General features: G+C 68.3%; 17 protein-coding genes. 13 read left to right on the plus strand and 4 right to left on the minus strand.

What is annotated here, in order from left to right:
* Window positions 1-99: 99 nt before the first annotated feature.
* The 3 genes from paaZ to BMY35_RS06605 are packed head-to-tail and all read left to right on the plus strand — an operon-like array spanning window position 100 to window position 3517.
* Entirely contained in the window at window positions 100-2160 is a 2061-nt protein-coding gene (gene paaZ, locus BMY35_RS06595; RefSeq protein WP_093196222.1) for a phenylacetic acid degradation bifunctional protein PaaZ, read from the plus strand.
* On the plus strand, window positions 2160-2927 hold the full coding sequence (locus tag BMY35_RS06600; RefSeq protein ID WP_093196223.1) for an SDR family NAD(P)-dependent oxidoreductase: 768 nt from the start codon (window positions 2160-2162) through the stop codon (window positions 2925-2927). The genes paaZ and BMY35_RS06600 overlap by 1 nt, the downstream gene beginning before the upstream one ends.
* Before the next feature lie 29 nt (window positions 2928-2956).
* Window positions 2957-3517, plus strand: coding sequence for a methyltransferase family protein (locus BMY35_RS06605; RefSeq protein WP_093196224.1), 561 nt, complete (start codon window positions 2957-2959; stop codon window positions 3515-3517).
* Window positions 3518-3610: 93 nt separating this feature from the next.
* On the opposite strand, the gene BMY35_RS06610 is transcribed toward BMY35_RS06605, so the two are convergent.
* Window positions 3611-3994, minus strand: a complete 384-nt coding sequence (locus tag BMY35_RS06610; RefSeq protein ID WP_093196225.1) for a hypothetical protein — start codon at window positions 3992-3994, stop codon at window positions 3611-3613.
* Between the two features lie 276 nt (window positions 3995-4270).
* Here BMY35_RS06610 and BMY35_RS06615 point away from each other — a divergent pair, with 276 nt between their 5' ends.
* Window positions 4271-4903: a YiaD family glycine zipper/OmpA-like lipoprotein gene (locus BMY35_RS06615; protein ID WP_093196226.1), complete on the plus strand. Its 633-nt coding sequence runs from the start codon at window positions 4271-4273 to the stop codon at window positions 4901-4903.
* Window positions 4904-4955: 52 nt separating this feature from the next.
* Here the strand turns inward: BMY35_RS06615 and panD are convergent, their stop codons facing one another.
* Window positions 4956-5357, minus strand: a complete 402-nt coding sequence (gene panD, locus BMY35_RS06620; protein ID WP_093196227.1) for an aspartate 1-decarboxylase — start codon at window positions 5355-5357, stop codon at window positions 4956-4958.
* Window positions 5358-5600: 243 nt separating this feature from the next.
* Here panD and BMY35_RS06625 point away from each other — a divergent pair, with 243 nt between their 5' ends.
* From BMY35_RS06625 to BMY35_RS06660, 8 genes are all read left to right on the plus strand, one after another.
* Window positions 5601-6056 (plus strand): hypothetical protein, encoded by a 456-nt coding sequence (locus BMY35_RS06625; RefSeq protein ID WP_256228254.1) that lies wholly within the window; start codon window positions 5601-5603, stop codon window positions 6054-6056.
* Between the two features lie 158 nt (window positions 6057-6214).
* A complete protein-coding gene (locus tag BMY35_RS06630) occupies window positions 6215-6811 on the plus strand; it encodes a phosphatase PAP2 family protein (protein ID WP_093196228.1) in 597 nt (198 codons plus the stop codon).
* Window positions 6808-7866, plus strand: a complete 1059-nt coding sequence (locus BMY35_RS06635; protein WP_093196229.1) for a glycosyltransferase family 2 protein — start codon at window positions 6808-6810, stop codon at window positions 7864-7866. Before BMY35_RS06630 ends, BMY35_RS06635 begins: the two co-directional genes overlap by 4 nt.
* Window positions 7863-9461 carry an ArnT family glycosyltransferase gene (locus tag BMY35_RS06640; protein ID WP_093196230.1) on the plus strand — a complete coding sequence of 533 codons (1599 nt, stop codon included), beginning with the start codon at window positions 7863-7865 and terminating at the stop codon, window positions 9459-9461. The genes BMY35_RS06635 and BMY35_RS06640 overlap by 4 nt, the downstream gene beginning before the upstream one ends.
* Window positions 9454-10284 carry a ChbG/HpnK family deacetylase gene (locus BMY35_RS06645; protein WP_093196231.1) on the plus strand — a complete coding sequence of 277 codons (831 nt, stop codon included), beginning with the start codon at window positions 9454-9456 and terminating at the stop codon, window positions 10282-10284. The genes BMY35_RS06640 and BMY35_RS06645 overlap by 8 nt, the downstream gene beginning before the upstream one ends.
* A gap of 232 nt (window positions 10285-10516) precedes the next feature.
* Entirely contained in the window at window positions 10517-11470 is a 954-nt protein-coding gene (locus tag BMY35_RS06650) for a glycosyltransferase family 2 protein (protein ID WP_093196232.1), read from the plus strand.
* A 23-nt stretch (window positions 11471-11493) separates the two neighbouring features.
* The gene (locus BMY35_RS06655) at window positions 11494-12762 is read left to right on the plus strand and encodes a TCR/Tet family MFS transporter (RefSeq protein ID WP_093196233.1); all 1269 of its coding nucleotides are present in this window, start codon (window positions 11494-11496) and stop codon (window positions 12760-12762) included.
* A 57-nt stretch (window positions 12763-12819) separates the two neighbouring features.
* On the plus strand, window positions 12820-13626 hold the full coding sequence (locus BMY35_RS06660) for a CPBP family intramembrane glutamic endopeptidase (RefSeq protein WP_093196234.1): 807 nt from the start codon (window positions 12820-12822) through the stop codon (window positions 13624-13626).
* Between the two features lie 10 nt (window positions 13627-13636).
* Here BMY35_RS06660 and BMY35_RS06665 read toward each other — a convergent pair whose 3' ends face one another.
* A complete protein-coding gene (locus BMY35_RS06665; protein WP_093196235.1) occupies window positions 13637-14245 on the minus strand; it encodes a flavin reductase family protein in 609 nt (202 codons plus the stop codon).
* A 15-nt stretch (window positions 14246-14260) separates the two neighbouring features.
* A complete protein-coding gene (locus BMY35_RS06670; protein ID WP_177213593.1) occupies window positions 14261-15832 on the minus strand; it encodes a TerC family protein in 1572 nt (523 codons plus the stop codon).
* A gap of 435 nt (window positions 15833-16267) precedes the next feature.
* Here BMY35_RS06670 and BMY35_RS06675 point away from each other — a divergent pair, with 435 nt between their 5' ends.
* A complete protein-coding gene (locus BMY35_RS06675) occupies window positions 16268-16744 on the plus strand; it encodes a hypothetical protein (RefSeq protein WP_093196237.1) in 477 nt (158 codons plus the stop codon).
* Window positions 16745-16761 lie beyond the last annotated feature (17 nt).

Here is a 16761-nt window from a genome sequence, read left to right on the forward strand (position 1 = left end):
CAGCGGCCTCCACCGCCGCGCAGCCTTCGAGGACGGGGCTGCCCCCATCCCAGCCTTCCCCCCAGCGGGGGAAGGAGCAACACGCAAAGGACTCGCACCATGACCACCACTCTCCAAAGCTACATCGCCGGCCGCTGGATCGGCCAGCAGGCCGCGCAGCAGCTGCGCAGCGCCGTCAACGGCAAGCCCGTGGCCGCGACGCACGCCGAGGCCATCGACTTCGCCGAGGCGCTGGCCTACGCGCGCCGCACCGGCATCCCGGCGCTCATGAAGCTCGACTTCCAGCAGCGCGCCGAACGCCTGAAGGCGCTGGCCAAGTACCTGGCCGCGAACAAGGAAACGCTCTACGCCATCTCGGCCCACACGGGCGCGACTCGCGCCGACAGCTGGATCGACATCGAAGGCGGCGCGGGCACGCTGAGCGCGTACGCCGGCATCGGCACCAACGAGCTGCCCTCGGGCAACCTGGTGCATGAAGGCCCGGCCTTCCCGCTCGGCAAGAAGGGCGGCTTCGCGGGCACGCACATCCTGGTGCCGCGCGGCGGCGTGGCGGTGCACATCGACGCCTTCAACTTCCCGGTGTGGGGCCTGCTCGAGAAGTTCGCGCCGAGCTTCCTCGCGGGCATGCCCTGCATCGGCAAGCCGGCCACGGCCACCAGCTACCTCACCGAGGCGCTGGTGCGGCTCATCGTGCAGTCGGGCATCCTGCCCGAGGGCTCGCTGCAGCTGGTCATCGGCAGCACGGGCGACCTGCTCGACCGGCTCGAAGGCCCCGACGTGGTCACCTTCACCGGCTCGGCCGACACCGCCGCGAAGCTGCGCGTGCATCCGAACATCGTGCGCCAGTCGATCCCGTTCAACGCCGAGGCCGATTCGCTCAACTGCGCGATCCTCGCGCCCGATGTGACGCCCGACGACGAGGAGTTCGATCTCTTCGTGAAGGAAGTGGCGCGCGAGATGACCATCAAGGCCGGCCAGAAATGCACGGCCATCCGCCGCGCGATCGTGCCGCGCCAACACCTGGACGCAGTGGCCGAGCGGCTGCGCGCGCGGCTGGCCAAGACCGTGGTGGGCGACCCTTCGCGCGAGGAAGTGCGAATGGGAGCGCTGGCCTCGCGCGACCAGCAGGCCGACGTGGCCGAGCGCGTCGCCACGCTGCTCAAGGGCGCGGAGCTGGTGTACGGCGAGCGCGACGGCTTCTCGCCGGTGGGCGACGGCGTGGGCGAAGGCGCCTTCTTCGCGCCCACGCTGCTGCTGAGCCGCAAGCCGCTGGAACACGACGCCGCGCACGACGTGGAGGCCTTCGGCCCCGTCAGCACGCTGATGCCCTACGACGGCATCGACGAGGCGCTGGCACTGGCCGCACGCGGCCGGGGCAGCCTGGTCGGCACGCTGGTCACGCGCGACCCGGCCACCGCGGCCAAGGCCATTCCCGTGGCCGCCGCATGGCACGGCCGCCTGCTGGTGCTCGACCGCGAGGCCGCCGCCGAATCGACCGGCCACGGCTCGCCGCTGCCACAGCTCAAGCACGGCGGCCCCGGCCGCGCGGGCGGGGGCGAGGAACTCGGCGGCCTGCGCGCGGTGAAGCACTACCTGCAGCGCACCGCCGTACAGGGCTCGCCCACCATGCTGGCTGCCATCACCGGCGAACACGTGCGCGGCGCGGCCGTGCGCGAGAGCGAGGTGCACCCCTTCCGCCGCTACTTCGAGGACCTGCGCATCGGCGACTCGCTGCTTACGCACCGCCGCACGGTGGGCGAGGCCGACATCGTGGCCTTCGGCGGCATCTCGGGCGACTATTTCTACATGCACTTCGACGAAGTCGCGGCCAAGGAGTCGCCCTTCGGCAAGCGCATCGCGCACGGCTACTTCGTGCTGTCGGCGGCGGCGGGCCTGTTCGTGTCGCCCTCGCCGGGCCCGGTGCTGGCCAACTACGGCCTCGACACGCTGCGCTTCACCAAGCCCGTGGGCATCGGCGACACCATCCAGGCACGCCTGACCTGCAAGCGCAAGATCGACCGCAACAAGAAGGACGCGAGCGGCCAGGGCCAGGGCGTGGTGGCATGGGACGTGGAAGTGACGAACCAGGACGGTGAACTGGTCGCCAGCTACGATATCCTGACCCTCGTTTCCAAGAAGCCCGAACCGCTCTCCACCTGATGTTCACCCTCTTCGACCTCACCGGCAAAGTCGCGCTCGTCACGGGCGGCAACGGAGGCATCGGCCTCGGCATGGCCCAAGGGCTTGCAAAGGCCGGCGCGCGCGTCATCGTGGCCGCGCGCAACGCACAGAAGTCGGCTGCCGCGGTCGAGGCATTGAAGGCACTGGGCAGCGACAGCTTCGCGCTCGAGGCCGACGTAAGCGACGAGGCCTCGGTGAAGAAGCTCTTCGACGATGCCGCCGCGCGCTGCGGCCGGCTCGACATCCTCGTCAACAACGCCGGCACCACGGTGCGCAAGCCGGTCGACCAGCTCGCGCTGGACGAGTGGCACAAGGTGATGGACACCAACCTCACCAGCGCCTTCCTGTGCAGCCGCGCCGCGCACCCGCACCTGAAGGCCGCTGGCGGCGGCAAGATCATCAACATCGGCTCGATGATGTCGATCTTCGGCGCGGCCTACGCACCGGCCTATGCGGCGAGCAAGGCTGGCATCGTGCAGCTCACCAAGTCGACGGCGCTCTCGTGGGCGCCCGACAACATCCAGGTCAACGCGATCCTGCCGGGCTGGTTCGAGACCGAGCTGACCGACGGCGCCCGCAGCCAGGTTCCGGGCCTTTACGAGCGCGTCACGGCCCGCGCCGCGGCCGGCCGCTGGGGTCAGCCGGCCGACATCGCCGGCACCGCCGTGTTCCTCGCCAGCGCCGCCTCCGACTACGTGACGGGCACGGCAATTCCCGTAGACGGCGGCTTCTCTATTTCGGGCTGAAGCCCGCGGGCCGTGTAAATTCGCCCGCCATGCTCTTCTGGATCCAGCTCTTTCTTCTCGTCGCCGGCTCGGCCGCGCTGGTGTACGTGTCGCGCGGCCCCCTGAGCCAGCCGGGCTCGCACGGCTTCTACCGCTTCTTCGCATGGGAATGCATGCTGGTGCTGATCGTGGTCAACCTGCCCGTGTGGCATGACGACCCGTTCTCGCCGAAGCAGATCATTTCCTCGCTCTTCTTCGTACTGTCGATCTGGCTGCCCATACACGCGGTGCGGCTGCTCAAGGCACAGGGCAAGCCGAGCGATGCACGCAGCGACGACCCGGCGCTCTACGGCTTCGAGAAGACCTCGGCCATCGTCAGCAGCGGCGCCTTCCGCTACATCCGCCACCCCATGTACACGGCTCTGCTGCTGCTGGCCTGGGGCGCCTTTCTCAAGCAGTTCACCTGGCTCACGCTGGCGCTGGTGCTCGCGGCCACGGTGCTGCTGATCATGACGGCGCTGCGCGACGAGCAGGAATGCATCGCGCATTTCGGCGACGACTACCGCGCGTACATGCGCGGCACGCGGCGCTTCATTCCGTTCGTGTTCTAGGGCCTGTTCGCCCCATTCAAGGGGGCGCCAGGCCTTCCGCCGCGCCAGAGAGACAGCGCCCCGCGAGGGGCGCTTTTCACGTTGCCTCGATGCTCAGCACGCCTTGCCGTGGGCGACGTGCGCGCCCTTGGCCTTCGCATCGGCTTCGGACATGTACGAGCCGCGCTTGGTCTTGCCGAAATACTTGTCGTTGGCGCAGTGATAGACCTTGCCGTTGACCCACACCTGGCCGGCGGTGGGCACCGCTGCGGGAGCGGCGGCAGCAGGCGCGGCGGCTGGCTTGGTCGCTGCCGGCGCGGGTGCAGCGGCAGCAGGCGCAGCAGCGGGCTTTGTCGCTGCCGGAGCAGGCGCAGCGGCGGCAGGTGCTGTAGCAGCCGGTGCCGCGGGGCTGGTCGTCGCGGGAGCGGATGGCTGCTGTGCAAAAGCAGAGACGGCAAAGACGGAACTGGCCGCCAGCAGGAAAAGGGTCTTCTTCAAGATCGCTCCTTGTGAATCGCACGAAAGCACGTGCATGTTGCGACCAACGCCTCCGCGGCAACGCAGTTGACGAATGTCTCTCCCGATATGTGACGAGCCGTACGGCGCGAGACCTATTTCACGTATGCAAGGAAGAGATGAGGCTTCGCGGCTTCTGCGAGGCCTTCGCTGTCGGCGCAAGCGTGTGCGCACGAGTTGTTCCCTTCGGATCGAGCGCCAGTGCGGGAGATCGCAGGCGCTGCCGATCCGGATCCGAACCATCGAAAAGGGAAGAACATGAAGATCACGCTGACCTCTCTCGCCATCGCCGCCGCGCTCCTCGCAGGCTGCGCATCCGAGCAAGCAACCCATACGGCCGTAGGCACCGGTGCCGGCGCGGCAGTCGGCGCGGGTGTGGGCAACCTCATCGGCCGTGACAAGAAGAGCACGGCCATCGGAGCGGCAGTCGGTGCTGCCGTCGGCGCGGGCGTCGGCTACAACTGGACCAACATCCGCAACAAGCTCAGCAACCAGACCGCGGACACCGGCACGCAGATCATCGATCAGCCGGACGGCTCGCTGAAGCTCAACATTCCCAGCCAGGTGACCTTCGACACCGACAGCGCCACCATCAAGCCATCGTTCCGCAACGTCCTCGACGGCGTGGCCCAGACGATCGCGCAGGAGCCCAACATCAATGCGCGCGTGGTCGGCCACACCGACAGCACCGGAAATGCCGAGCACAACATGGCGCTGTCGCAGCGTCGCGCGCAAAGCGTGGGCGCCTACCTGGTCGACCATGGCGTGAAGAGCGCGCGCCTCTCGACCGAGGGACGAGGCCAGACCCAGCCAGTAGCGAGCAACGCCACCGAAGACGGGCGCACGCAGAACCGCCGCGTCGAGATCTACCTGAAGCCGGTCTCGCAGTAAGCGAAGGCCAAACGCGGCGCGCACCGGGCCGTTGCCGGCCGGTGCGGTCCCGTCAGGCGACGACGGCCTCGCCGGAAGCCGCCTGCACCGGAACATGCGAGCGCTCTTCCTTGATGCGATTGGCATCGTCGACGAACACCAGCCTGGGCTCGTGGTTCGCCACCTGGTCCTCCGGCACCAGTCCGAACGCGGCGATGATGATCAGGTCGCCCACCGATGCGCGGCGCGCAGCCGATCCGTTCACCGAGATGATGCCGCTGCCGCGCTCGCCGCGAATCGCGTAGGTCACGAAGCGCTCGCCGTTGTTGATGTTCCAGATGTGGACCTGCTCGTTCTCGGCCATGTTGGCGGCATCGAGCAGGTCTTCATCGATGGCGCAAGAGCCTTCGTAGTGCAGTTCGCAGTCGGTCACTGCGACGCGATGGATCTTGGACTTGAGCAGGGTACGGAACATGGAGCGGGTTCTTTCTCTCTGGCAAAGGACAGGGTTGACTGTCGTTCATCGATGAACGGCGCGCCGGCTCACTGAAGGCCACGGGCACGCGGGGGCGAAGAATAGCCGAGGCACGGTCAGCCTCCGGACAGGCAACCGACGAGCGCCCTCGAAGACCCTTTCATACGCGCGTCATCTTCAACCTTGCGGGATGCTGACCCGCACGATCAGGTTCCGTTCACACGAGCCTCCTAGCATTCCCTCATGCTGTTGCTGCTCGCGCGCGTTCGCCGTTTTGTCGAGGCACACCACAAGGCGTGGTGCGTCGCGGGCATCCTGCTGATTTTTCTGCAGCCCTTCATCGCAGTGCATTTCCGCTGCGACGGGCTGGAAGACGAGCCGATGCTGCGGGTGCGCAGCGCGAGCGATACCACGCAGTTCGAAGCCGACGATCGCGCGGACCATCCGACGGACCGCGAGACCACCGTGTTCGCGCAGGCACCTGCAAGCATCGATCACCCCGATGCATTCGACCTTGCGCTGAGCGCGTTGATGGCAATGGTGCTTGCACTGCTGCCGCTGGCGGTGGCTGTCTCACGGCTCGCCGTTCCCATCGTGCGCGAAGCGCCCGAACACGTGCCGCCGCATGGCGGTGCACCGCCTCCGGCGCAACCCTGGCGGCGCCTGCCGCCGACCGTCGCCCCGCCTTCCGCCAGCTGAGACACGACGCCTCGCGCGTCGGGCGGTCTGCTGCGTCACGCAGCGGGCTTTCTCTTCCCTGTCGAAAGGTCCGACATGTCCGGTTTCCATTGCTGCGCCCGTTGCGCCGCGCGGCATCGCACGTCCTCTGTTTTCCAGAACCCGCCGAAGGTGGCGTCATGAATGCGCTGAACCTCTCGCTCTTCCAATGGCTCACGGCCGGCAGCCACCCGACCGCGTGGGTGCTTTTCGTCGCATCGGCCTTCGCGCTCTGGGGCGCCTGGCTGTGCGCTGGCGTTCTCGTCTACGCGCTGTGGCGGCATCGCGCCGACCGAGCCTATCTGTTCATCGTCGCGGCCCTCTCGGGCTTCGCGTCGATGGTCTCGCATGCGATCGCGACCTCGCTGAACACGCCGCGCCCCTTCATGCTGGGGCTGGCTCCCTCGTACATCGAGCACGCGGGCCGAGGCTCGCTGCCGAGCACGCACGCGACCGTGATGTTCATGGTGGCGCTGGCCTTCCTGCTGCGCCCGAGCCTGCGCAGGTTGAGCGTGCCGCTGCTGGTGCTGGCCGCTGCCACTGGCTGGGCACGCGTCTACGTGGGCGTGCATTTCCCCATCGACATCGCGGCCGGGCTGCTGCTCGGAGCCGTGATTGCCGGCCTGGCCGCCGTAGCGCAACGGCTCGCGCACCGATTCGTTTCTTTTCCAACGTCGCCAGCCGGCCGCACTCGCGACAACACGAACGCGGCCGCTTCGCCATGGAGGCTTCCATGATCTCTTCGACCGACAGCAGCAGGCATTCGCGACCGCCGATCCGCCTGCCGCAGGCCGACACCCCCGCGCCGCTCGCGGACACCGCCGTGGCGTCCGCACCGCCAGCCGGCGCGCGCAGCATCTCCTGCGTGATCCCGTGCTTCAACGAGGCGGCGAACCTGCGCCACCTGCTGCCGCTGCTGGAGGACATCCTCTGGGCCACGCACATGCGCTGGGAGATCATCGTGGTGGACGACGGCAGCACCGACGACACCGCCGCCGTGGCCGAGGCGTGGTGCGAGCTCTCGGGCTTCCGCTGCATCTCGCTGTCGCGCAACTTCGGCAAGGAAGCCGCGCTCACCGCCGGCCTTGCCGCCGCCACGGGCGATGCGGTGGTACTGCTCGACGGCGACCTGCAGCACTCGCCCGAGCTCATCCACACCATGATCGCGCAGTGGGCGGCCGGCGCGGAGGTGGTGTACGCGGTGCGCCGGGAACGCAGCGACGAAAGCCGCTTCAAGCAGGTCGGCAGCAGGCTCTTCTACAACCTGCTCAATGCGTCGGACCGCTTCGCCGTGCCCAGGGACGCGGGCGACTTCCGGCTGATGGACCGCAAGGTGGTCGACGCGCTCATGAGCCTGCCCGAGCGCAGCCGCTTCATGAAGGGCCTGTACGCCTGGGTGGGCTTCCGCGCGGTGGCGCTGCCCTACACGCCCGCGCCGCGCGCCGAAGGCAAGAGCACCTTCAACGCGCGCCGCCTGGTGCGACTGGCCATCGATGGGCTCACGGCCTTCACCACATGGCCGCTGCGCGCGGTCAGCGTGGCCGGCCTGATGCTGGCGGTGCCGGCATTCGCCTACGGCGCCTACGTGGCCATCGACTACCTGCTGTTCGGCAACGAGGTCTCGGGATGGACCACCATCGTCGTGAGCCTGATGTTCTTCATCGGCATCCAGATGATCTCCACCGGCATCGTGGGCGAGTACATCGCGCGCATCTACGAGGAGGTCAAGGGACGCCCGCTGTACGTGGTTCGCCACGAACGCGGCACGGGACTCGAGACCGGGAAGACATGAAACGGTCGACCTCCGCATCGTGGACTGTCCCTCAACCGTCATGGCTCATCGTCGCTCTCCTCACCTGGCTGCTGGCCACGGCATGGATCCGCCCGCTGATGGCGCCCGACGAAGGCCGCTACGGCGGCGTCGCCCTGGCAATGCTGCACTCGGGCGACTGGCTGGTGCCCCGGCTCGACGGACTGCCCTTCTTCCACAAGCCGCCGCTCTTCTACTGGATCGGCGCGGCCGCGATGGCGGTCACCGGTCCGGTCGAGTGGGCGGCACGACTGCCTTCGATCCTCGGCGGGGGCGCGGCGGCGGCGGCGCTCTTCCTCTTCCTGCGTCGGTGGTCGACGGCGCGGCTGGCACTGCTGTCCACGGTGGTGCTCGTGACCACGCCCTTCTTCTTTCTCGGCGCGCAGTTCGCGAACCTCGACATGCTGGTGGCGGGCTGCATCTCGGGCACGGTGCTGCTGGCGGCCGGCGCGGCGCTGGCCAGGGAGCGCGAGGAGCCGTGGCGCGCGCTGCTGGCCGGCGCCTATCTGTTCGCGGCGGCCGGGCTGCTGGCCAAGGGGCTGATCGGCCTCGTGCTGCCCGCCATGGTGATCGCGGCCTGGTGCGCGGCAACGCGCAGGCTCGCGGCGCTGCGGCTCGCGCTGTGGCTGCCGGGCTGGGCCGTCCTGCTGATCGTGGCCGGTCCGTGGTTCGTCGCCATGCAGATGAAGTACCCGGAGTTCTTCGACTACTTCGTCGTCACGCAGCACTTCCGCCGCTTCGCGTCCTCGGGCTTCAACAACGAGCATGGCTTCTGGTTCTACCTGCCGGTGCTCGCCGGTCTCACGCTGCCATGGTTCGCATGGGTGTTCGTGCCTCGCGGGGCGGACGACTCCGCGCGGCACCGCCAGCCCGACATCGACCGGCTGATGTGGATCTGGCTCGCGGTGATCGTGGTGTTCTTCTCGCTGCCGCGCTCCAAGCTCGTCGGCTACGTGCTGCCCGCGCTGCCGCCGCTGGCGTACCTGATCGCGCAGCGCGTGCTGGCGGGCCGCTCGCTGGAGGCTCTGCTGCCCAAGGTGCGCGCGACCACCCTGGCCGCGGCGGTCGTGTGCATCGGCTGCGTGATCGCCGTCGCGATGTATGCCTCGCCGCCGGGCACGCGGCTGAAGCTGCCGGCTGGGCAAGCGGTGGCACCGGGTGACCAGGTGCTGATGCTCGACAGCTACCACTACGAGATCCCCTTCTACTGGAACCTGCGCGAGCCGGTGCTGGTGTCGGACGACTGGAAGGCCGCCGCCCTCGACACGCGCGACAACTGGCGCAAGGAGATCTCGGATGCCGCCCGTTTCGACCCGGCGCACGCCGCGCGCACGCTGGTCGATCGCACGCAGCTCGCGGACACGCTGTGCGTGCCCCGCACCACCTGGCTGGTCGGTTCGAACACGGCGCAGCTCGCGAACCCCTGGCTCTTCCGTGCGCAACTGGTGGCGGTGAACGACGGCCTCGCCGCCTGGCGCTTCGCGGGCAGCCCCGCCGGCGATCCCCACTGCCTGGATGCACCGCTCGCGCCGGCCCCCGCTTCGGCACAGTCCCCGGGAACGCACGGCGATGAGTGAGCCGCCTCGCTACCTCTGCATCTGCGCCGATGACTTCGGCATGAGCGCGGGCATCAACTCGGCCGTCCTCGATCTCGCCGAAGAGGGAAAGATCTCCGCGACCGGCGGCATGGTGCGCCGAGAAGCCTGGCTGGCCGGCGCAAGGATGCTCAGGCGCCTCGACCCTGCACAGTTCGACACCGGCCTGCATCTGGACCTTACCCGGCCCGCGCGTGCCGGCGCCCCCGAGCCCGGACTGGGCGGACTGCTCGCGCGGACCTACACGCGCACGGTGTTCGCACCCGGCCTGCAAGCCGACATACGCGACCAGCTGACACGCTTCGAGGACGCCATGGGCCGTGCGCCCGCCTTCGTGGACGGGCACCGGCACGTGCACCAGTTCCCGGTGGTGCGCGAGCTGCTGGTGGAAGAGATCGCGCGGCGCTATGCGGGCGCGCCGCCGTGGATACGCAGCACGGCGCCGGGCTGGCGCCACGGCCCCGATCGGCTGAAGGTCCGGGTCATCCATTCGCTGGGCGGCTCTCGGCTCAATGCATTGGCCGCGAAGCGCGGCATTCCCACCAGCAGCCGGCTCCTGGGGGTCTACGACTTCTCCGGGGACATGGAACAGCACGAGCAGCGCCTGTCAGAGTGGCTGTCGGCCTGCCGCACCGGCGACGTGCTCATGTGCCACCCCTCAACCGGCATCGTGTCCGGCGATCCGCACGGCAGCGCGCGGCAGCGCGAGTACACGGCGCTGCTCGGGTTGCAGCTCGCAGCGGCCGGCGGGAGCGGGAGGATCGAGCTTGCGCCGCTGTCGCAAACCCTGCGGCAGGCTCGATGAAAACCTCATCAAAAAATTTCATGACCTGTTAGCAGCCTGCAATATCCACCGAATGGATACGAATTCGCTATAGCGCCGGAACGCATGGGCAGCACAGGTTCACACTTCCGTATCAACAAGGGCAAGAACAGGGCCGAAGCCCTACTGAAGCCGCTCTTTCACGCAGGTAGCGGTGCTTAGAATCGCCGTCGGCTCAGGTTCACGCCCAGCCTTCACTCCCCGGAGAAACGCGATGTCCTTGTCGTTCGGTGCAGTCGTCGTCACGTACTTCCCCACCGACGGGCAGCTGGCCAATCTCCGTACGCTCGCGCAATCGTGCCCGCGCCTCTGCGTGGTCGACAACACACCCGAAGCAGGCAATTGGCACGGCGCGCTCGCCGGCCCGGGCATCACCGTGCTGCACAACAGCAACCGCGGTGGCATCGCGGGTGCGTTCAATTGCGGCATCACCGAACTCGAAGCGCAAGGCGCCGAACTCTTCTTCCTTCTCGACCAGGACTCGGTGCTGCCGCCCGGCTACTTCGACGACATGTGCAAGGCCGCGGCAGTGGCCAGCGAAAGAGAAGAGGGAGCGGCCTTCCTGATCGGCCCGCTCGTGTACGACACCAACCTCGATGCGCTCATTCCGCAATTCGGCCTCGAGGGCAAGCGCGTCTACCAGTTCGACCTGCGCAAGCCATTCACCGAGCCGCTGGTCCGCTGCGCCTTCATGATCTCTTCGGGCTCGCTGATTTCGCGTGCCGCGTGGACCCAAATCGGCCGCTTCGACGAACGCTACGTGATCGACCACGTCGACACCGATTACTGCATGCGCGCGCTGCGCAGCGAAGTGCCGCTCTACCTGAATCCGGCCGTCGTGCTGCGGCACCAGATCGGCGACCTCCAGGCCCGGTCGCTGTTCGGCTGGAAGATCTACGTCATCAACTACCCGGCCGCGCGGCGCTACTACCTGACGCGCAACGCGCTCGACCTCTCGCTCGCTCATGTGCGTGCCTTCCCCGCGATCCTGTTCATCAACGTCTATACGCTGAAGCAGATCCTTCCCATGCTGATCTTCGAGCGCGACCGCCTGCGCAAGAGCCTCGCGCTGATGTTCGGCGTGCTCGACGGCCTGCTCGGCCGGCTGGGAGGCATCCGCGAGGCGCGTCCCCGCGTGGGCGAGTACCTGAGCCGCAACAACGGCTGAGCAACGGGCCGAACAAACCCGCGATGAACTCGCCCCTTCAAGCACCACGAGCACGCCGCGCCGCACTCGTCTTTATCTTCGTCACCGTCCTGATCGACTTCCTGGCGTTCGGGCTGATTCTTCCCGGCCTGCCGCACCTGGTGGAGCGCCTCGCCGGCGGCAGCACCGCGACGGCGGCGTACTGGATCGCGGTGTTCGGCACGGCGTTCGCGGTGATCCAGTTCATCTGCTCGCCCATCCAGGGCGTCCTGTCCGACCGTTTCGGGCGGCGGCCGGTGATCCTGCTGTCGTGCCTCGGGCTGGCCATCGACTTCGTGTTCATGGCCCTGGCCGACAGCCTGCCGTGGCTCTTCATCGGCCGGGTGGTGTCGGGCGTGTTCTCGGCCAGCCTCACAGCGGCCAACGCCTACATCGCCGACGTGACGACGCCGGAAGAGCGCGCCAAAAGCTACGGCATCGTGGGCGCGGCGTTCGGCGTGGGCCTGGTGCTCGGGCCGGTGCTCGGCGGGCAGCTGAGCCACATCGATCCGCGCTTGCCGTTCTGGTTCGCGGCCGGCCTGACGATGCTCAACGTCTGCTACGGATGGTTAGTGCTGCCCGAGTCACTGCCGCCTGAGCGGCGCAGCCACCGGTTCGACTGGTCGCACGCCAACCCGATCGGCTCGCTCGTGCTGCTGAAGCGCTATCCGCAGGTGTTCGGCCTCGCGGCGGTGATCTTCCTCATGAACCTCGCGCAGTACGTGTACCCGAGCGTGTTCGTGCTGTTCGCCGACCGGCAGTTCGGCTGGAAGGAAGACACCGTGGGCTGGGTGCTCGGCCTCGTGGGCGTGCTCAGCGTGCTGATCAACGTGCTGCTGATCGGGCCGGGCGTGAAGCGCTTCGGTGAGCGAAGCGCCCTGCTGTTCGGGCTCGGCTGCGGCGTGCTCGGCTTCGTGATCTACGGCTTTGCCGACGTGGCCTGGATCTTCCTGGCCGCGCTTCCCTTCGGCACGCTGCTGACCTTCGCCGCACCGGCGGCGCAGGCCCTCGTCACCCGGCAGGTAGAGCCCGCCGAGCAGGGCCGGGTGCAGGGCGCGCTGACGAGCCTCGTGTCGGTGGCCGGCATCGTCGGGCCCGCGATGTTCGCAGGCAGCTTCGGCTACTTCATCGATGCTGGCTCGCCTGTGCAATTGCCGGGCGGGCCGTTCTTCATAGCCGCGGTGTTCCTGGGCATCGGCGTGCTGATCGCGTGGCGCTACACGCGGCCGGCGGCGCAGGCGCGCAGCACGGCCGTGGCTGTCGAGCCGACCTGATGCAGCCGGTCGCGTAACATCCGCGCCACCCTCCTTCCGCGCCCTCCCGCCCGTCCCATGCCTTCCCCGAAAAGCGCCGCCTTTCCCTCGGCGACGCAGGCCGTCCTCTTGTTCGTGGCGCTGTTCCTGGTCGAGCTCGTCATCGGCGCCGCGCTGCGCGACGCCAACGGATGGCTCGACCTCAGCAGCATGCAGATCGGCGTGCTCGCGGCCGTGCTGGGCAACGGCTGCGTGTTCGCGGTGCTGATGCACTCGCAGAAGCTCACCTACCGCGAGCTCTTCCATCAATCGCGGGCCTCTGCCGGCGCGACGCTGATGCTGGTGGTGCCGCCGGCGCTGCTGCTCGTGCCCGCGCTGCTGCTGACGATCACCTCGGCGCTCAACCTGATGATGCGCATCCTGCCGCCCTCGGCATGGGAAGAAGCCATGTTCAGCCGCATGGCCGACGGCAGCGTCGCCGCCGTGCTCGCGGTGTGCGTCATGGCGCCGCTGCTCGAGGAGATGCTGTTCCGCGGCATCGTGCTGCGCGGCTTCCTGCAGCGCTATCCGCGATGGCAGGCGATCTTCATGTCGGCGCTGCTCTTCGGCGCGGCGCACATGAACATCTACCAGTTCGTGGTGGGCCTCGTGATGGGCACGGTGCTCGGCTGGCTCTACGAACGCACGCGCTCGCTCATTCCGTGCATCGCGCTGCACGCTGCCTACAACACCACCACGCTGCTGCTGGCCGACTGGCTCGATGCGGCATCGCCGTCGCGCCTGCTGTGGATCGCGCTGCTGGCGCTGGCCGCCGCCACGTTCGGCACGCTGGTGCTGCGCGCGATGCTGGTGGCGCGCACGGCGCGCGGCGGCACCTCGGCCTGAACCGTCCCTGCTAGCGAGAAGGCGGCGCGAGTGGCCGCGCGTCGACCGCCTCGCCATCGACGATGAAATGCCCGCCCGCCACGTGGTGCAGCGTGCGCAGTTCGTCGTGTCCGTCGAAATGCCAGCGCCCGTTGGAGAACACGCGCTCGTCGGCCTGCGCGGCGATCACCTCGCCCAGGAACAGGTCGTAGCGCTGCTGGATGGCGGGCTCGGGCAGCAGCCGGCATTCGAGCCAGGCGGCGCAGCCTTCGAGCAGGGGCGCGTCGGTGGCCGTGCCCGCGAAGGTCGAGAGGCCGTAGGCGGCGAACTTGTCCTGCCCCGACTTCTCGACGATCTCGCGGCCGGAGCTGTTGCCCAGCGCCTCGGTCAGGTCGAGCTGCGCGCGCACCGGCACCTGCAGCGCGAAAGTGCCGGCGCCTTCGAGCAGCTCGCGCGTCCAGGTGCTCTTGTCGAGCACCACCGCCACCTTGGGCGGATCGAAGTCCAGCGGCATCGCCCAGGCCGCGGCCATGATGTTGCGCCTGCCGCCGTGCGAGGCGCTCACGAGCACGGTGGGGCCGTGGTTCAGCAGGCGGTAGGCCTTGGTCAGCGCGACGGGTTGGCGATGCGATGCGGTCATGGTAAGGAGCGGACGTCAGGTTTCGGGTTCGTCCACGGGCAGCCGGCGGACGGCGACCGTGCGGATGCGCTGCGCATCGACCTCGGTCACCACGAAATCGTACCCGTCATGCGTCCAGCGGGCATCGCGCGGGGGCAAGCCGCCGAAGCGCGCCAGCAGCAGGCCGGCGACCGAGGTGTAACTGTCGTCGTCGCCCACCAGGCCGTGCGTCTGCAGCGCCTGCTCCAGCAGGTGCAGGTCGGCGCTGCCGGACACGGTCCAGGCATCGGGCGCGGTCTGCAGGATCTCGAGCGTCTCGTCCTCGTCGGGGAATTCCCCCGCGATGGCCTCCAGCACGTCGATGGGCGTCACCACGCCCGTGAGCGTGCCGTGCTCGTCGCTGACCAGCGCGAGCTGGCCGCGCGCGCCGCGCAGCGTGTCGATGAGCCGGATCGCGGTGGTCGACTCGGGCACGTAGATCGGCGCGCGCAGGCCGGAGCTTTCGTCGATTTTTCCGTGGCGCAGCAGTTGGCCCAGCAGGTCCTTGGCGCGCGCCACGCCCACCACTTCGTCGAGCGAGCCTCGGCACACGGGGAAGATGCCGTGCGGCGTATCGAGCAGCTGCTCGCGCACCGCCTCGGGGGCGTCGTTGAGGTCCACCCACGAGATGTCGGCGCGCGGCGTCATCACCGAACGCACCGTGCGCTCGGCCAGCGTGAGCACGCCGCTCACCATGTTGCGCTCTTCGAGGGCGAATGCCGGTTGTTCCGCTTCTTCCGGCGCCGCGTCGGCCGCGCCCACGCCGACCAGCGCAGGCTCGCCGGGCGCCCTGCCGCCGAGCAGGCGCAGCACGGACTCGGCCGTGCGCTCGCGCAGCGGACGGCGCGCCTCGTGCTTCAGCTCGTTGCGCCGCGCCCACTGGTTCAGCGCCTCGATCATCACGGAGAAGCCGATAGCGCCATACAGGTAGCCCTTGGGAATATGGAAGCCCAGGCCCTCGGCCACGAGGCTCAGGCCGATCATCAGCAGGAAGCTCAGGCACAGCATCACCACCGTGGGGTGCGCGTTCACGAAACGGGTGAGCGGCTTCGAGGCCCACAGCATGATGCCGATGGAGATGATGACCGCAGCCATCATCACCGGCAGGTGATCGACCATGCCCACTGCGGTGATCACCGCGTCGAGCGAGAACACCGCGTCGAGCACCACGATCTGCGTGACCACCAGCGAGAAGCTCGCATAGGCCGCCGTGCCGGTGCTCGCGCGCGCCGTGACGCCTTCGAGCCGCTCGTGCAGCTCCGAAGTGGCCTTGAACAGCAGGAACAGGCCGCCGCCCAGCAGAATTAGGTCACGCCCCGAGAAGCCCTGCCCCCACAGCGAGAACAGCGGCGTGGTCAGCGTCACCAGCCACGAGACGATGGACAGCAGCGCCAGCCGCATGATGAGCGCGAGGCTCAGGCCGATGAGCCGCGCCTTGTCGCGCTGGCGCGGCGGCAGCTTCTCCGCGAGGATCGCGATGAAGATCAGGTTGTCGATGCCCAGCACGATCTCCAGGACGACCAGCGTCAGAAGACCGAGCCAGACGGCCGGGTCGGAGAGCAGTTCGATCATGATCCGGAGAAGCGTGCAACGTCGCGCGCGCAGGCGCGGCCCGGCATAGTGCGGGCCGCATCGGACGGCATGGGAAAGAAGATGCGGGCTGGTGCCGCGGGAGAAAAGCTGGCGCAGGCCAGCGGCCTACTGGGAGGCTCGGAGGATGAGTTCACCCGCGCAAGTCTATCGGACGCGCTGTGACAGCCTTCGTTTAACAGCCTGCCTCCGTGGGGCTTCTTCCATGTCCAGGCCCACATCTACGGCGCATGAGCTGACCTGCGGCTTACCGCACCGACGGTTTCGTAAATTCAACGCAGCTTTACGGCTTGTTCATCAAAGTGCCGTGGCAACGGTACGAACATGCGGGTTCCGGCAGCAACAACCGATGTCGCGACTTCTTTTTCCCCGACCGGTGCCGCCGGGCCGCACGACGCAAAGGAAGAACACGCCATGGCATCCAACGCATTGCAACCCTTCTCCTCCTCTCCCTCCTCCGCATCCCCCGAACCCGTGTCCGAAACCGAGATTCCCGCGCTGGTCGCGCAGGTGTACGAGTCGGCACCCGTCGCCGACCGCTGCCATCTCGTCGAGACACTGCTGCGCCCGCTGGGCGTGCTCTCGCTGGTGGCGATAGCCAACGGCATCTTCGCGAAGATCCGCTTCCAGAACGCAGGGCATGACCTGAACGTGCGCATGGAGGATCTCCAGAACGTGCGCGGCGCCGACATGGCCGCACTGGTCCATCACGCGCAGCAGGTCAGCGTGGAGACCGTGGACAGCCTCGCGCAGTTGCTCGGAGGCTCGGGGGCGCTGGCGGGCTCCGCAGCGGCGGCGCTGTTGATCGGTCTGCTGGTGCGGCGTGCGCGTGCGCGGAATGCCGTGCAGGCGCGGCAGCCGGTGGACGATGCCTCGCTGGATCCGCTCTGAGCGGGCTGAGGCAATCG

It is taken from the genome of Variovorax sp. YR750, assembly GCF_900109805.1.
Lineage (GTDB): Bacteria > Pseudomonadota > Gammaproteobacteria > Burkholderiales > Burkholderiaceae_C > Variovorax > Variovorax gossypii.

Excerpts from the sequence above, each read along its gene's own strand:
- BMY35_RS06675 (WP_093196237.1), top strand. The coding sequence starts at position 16,268 with ATGGCATCCAACGCATTGCAACCCTTCTCCTCCTCTCCCTCCTCCGCA.
- BMY35_RS06645 (WP_093196231.1), top strand. The coding sequence starts at position 9,454 with ATGAGTGAGCCGCCTCGCTACCTCTGCATCTGCGCCGATGACTTCGGC.
- paaZ (WP_093196222.1), top strand. The coding sequence starts at position 100 with ATGACCACCACTCTCCAAAGCTACATCGCCGGCCGCTGGATCGGCCAG.
- BMY35_RS06625 (WP_256228254.1), top strand. The coding sequence starts at position 5,601 with ATGCTGTTGCTGCTCGCGCGCGTTCGCCGTTTTGTCGAGGCACACCAC.
- BMY35_RS06600 (WP_093196223.1), top strand. The coding sequence starts at position 2,160 with ATGTTCACCCTCTTCGACCTCACCGGCAAAGTCGCGCTCGTCACGGGC.
- BMY35_RS06655 (WP_093196233.1), top strand. The coding sequence starts at position 11,494 with ATGAACTCGCCCCTTCAAGCACCACGAGCACGCCGCGCCGCACTCGTC.
- BMY35_RS06630 (WP_093196228.1), top strand. The coding sequence starts at position 6,215 with ATGAATGCGCTGAACCTCTCGCTCTTCCAATGGCTCACGGCCGGCAGC.
- BMY35_RS06640 (WP_093196230.1), top strand. The coding sequence starts at position 7,863 with ATGAAACGGTCGACCTCCGCATCGTGGACTGTCCCTCAACCGTCATGG.
- BMY35_RS06605 (WP_093196224.1), top strand. The coding sequence starts at position 2,957 with ATGCTCTTCTGGATCCAGCTCTTTCTTCTCGTCGCCGGCTCGGCCGCG.
- panD (WP_093196227.1), bottom strand. The coding sequence starts at position 5,357 with ATGTTCCGTACCCTGCTCAAGTCCAAGATCCATCGCGTCGCAGTGACC.
- BMY35_RS06650 (WP_093196232.1), top strand. The coding sequence starts at position 10,517 with ATGTCCTTGTCGTTCGGTGCAGTCGTCGTCACGTACTTCCCCACCGAC.
- BMY35_RS06665 (WP_093196235.1), bottom strand. The coding sequence starts at position 14,245 with ATGACCGCATCGCATCGCCAACCCGTCGCGCTGACCAAGGCCTACCGC.
- BMY35_RS06660 (WP_093196234.1), top strand. The coding sequence starts at position 12,820 with ATGCCTTCCCCGAAAAGCGCCGCCTTTCCCTCGGCGACGCAGGCCGTC.
- BMY35_RS06635 (WP_093196229.1), top strand. The coding sequence starts at position 6,808 with ATGATCTCTTCGACCGACAGCAGCAGGCATTCGCGACCGCCGATCCGC.
- BMY35_RS06615 (WP_093196226.1), top strand. The coding sequence starts at position 4,271 with ATGAAGATCACGCTGACCTCTCTCGCCATCGCCGCCGCGCTCCTCGCA.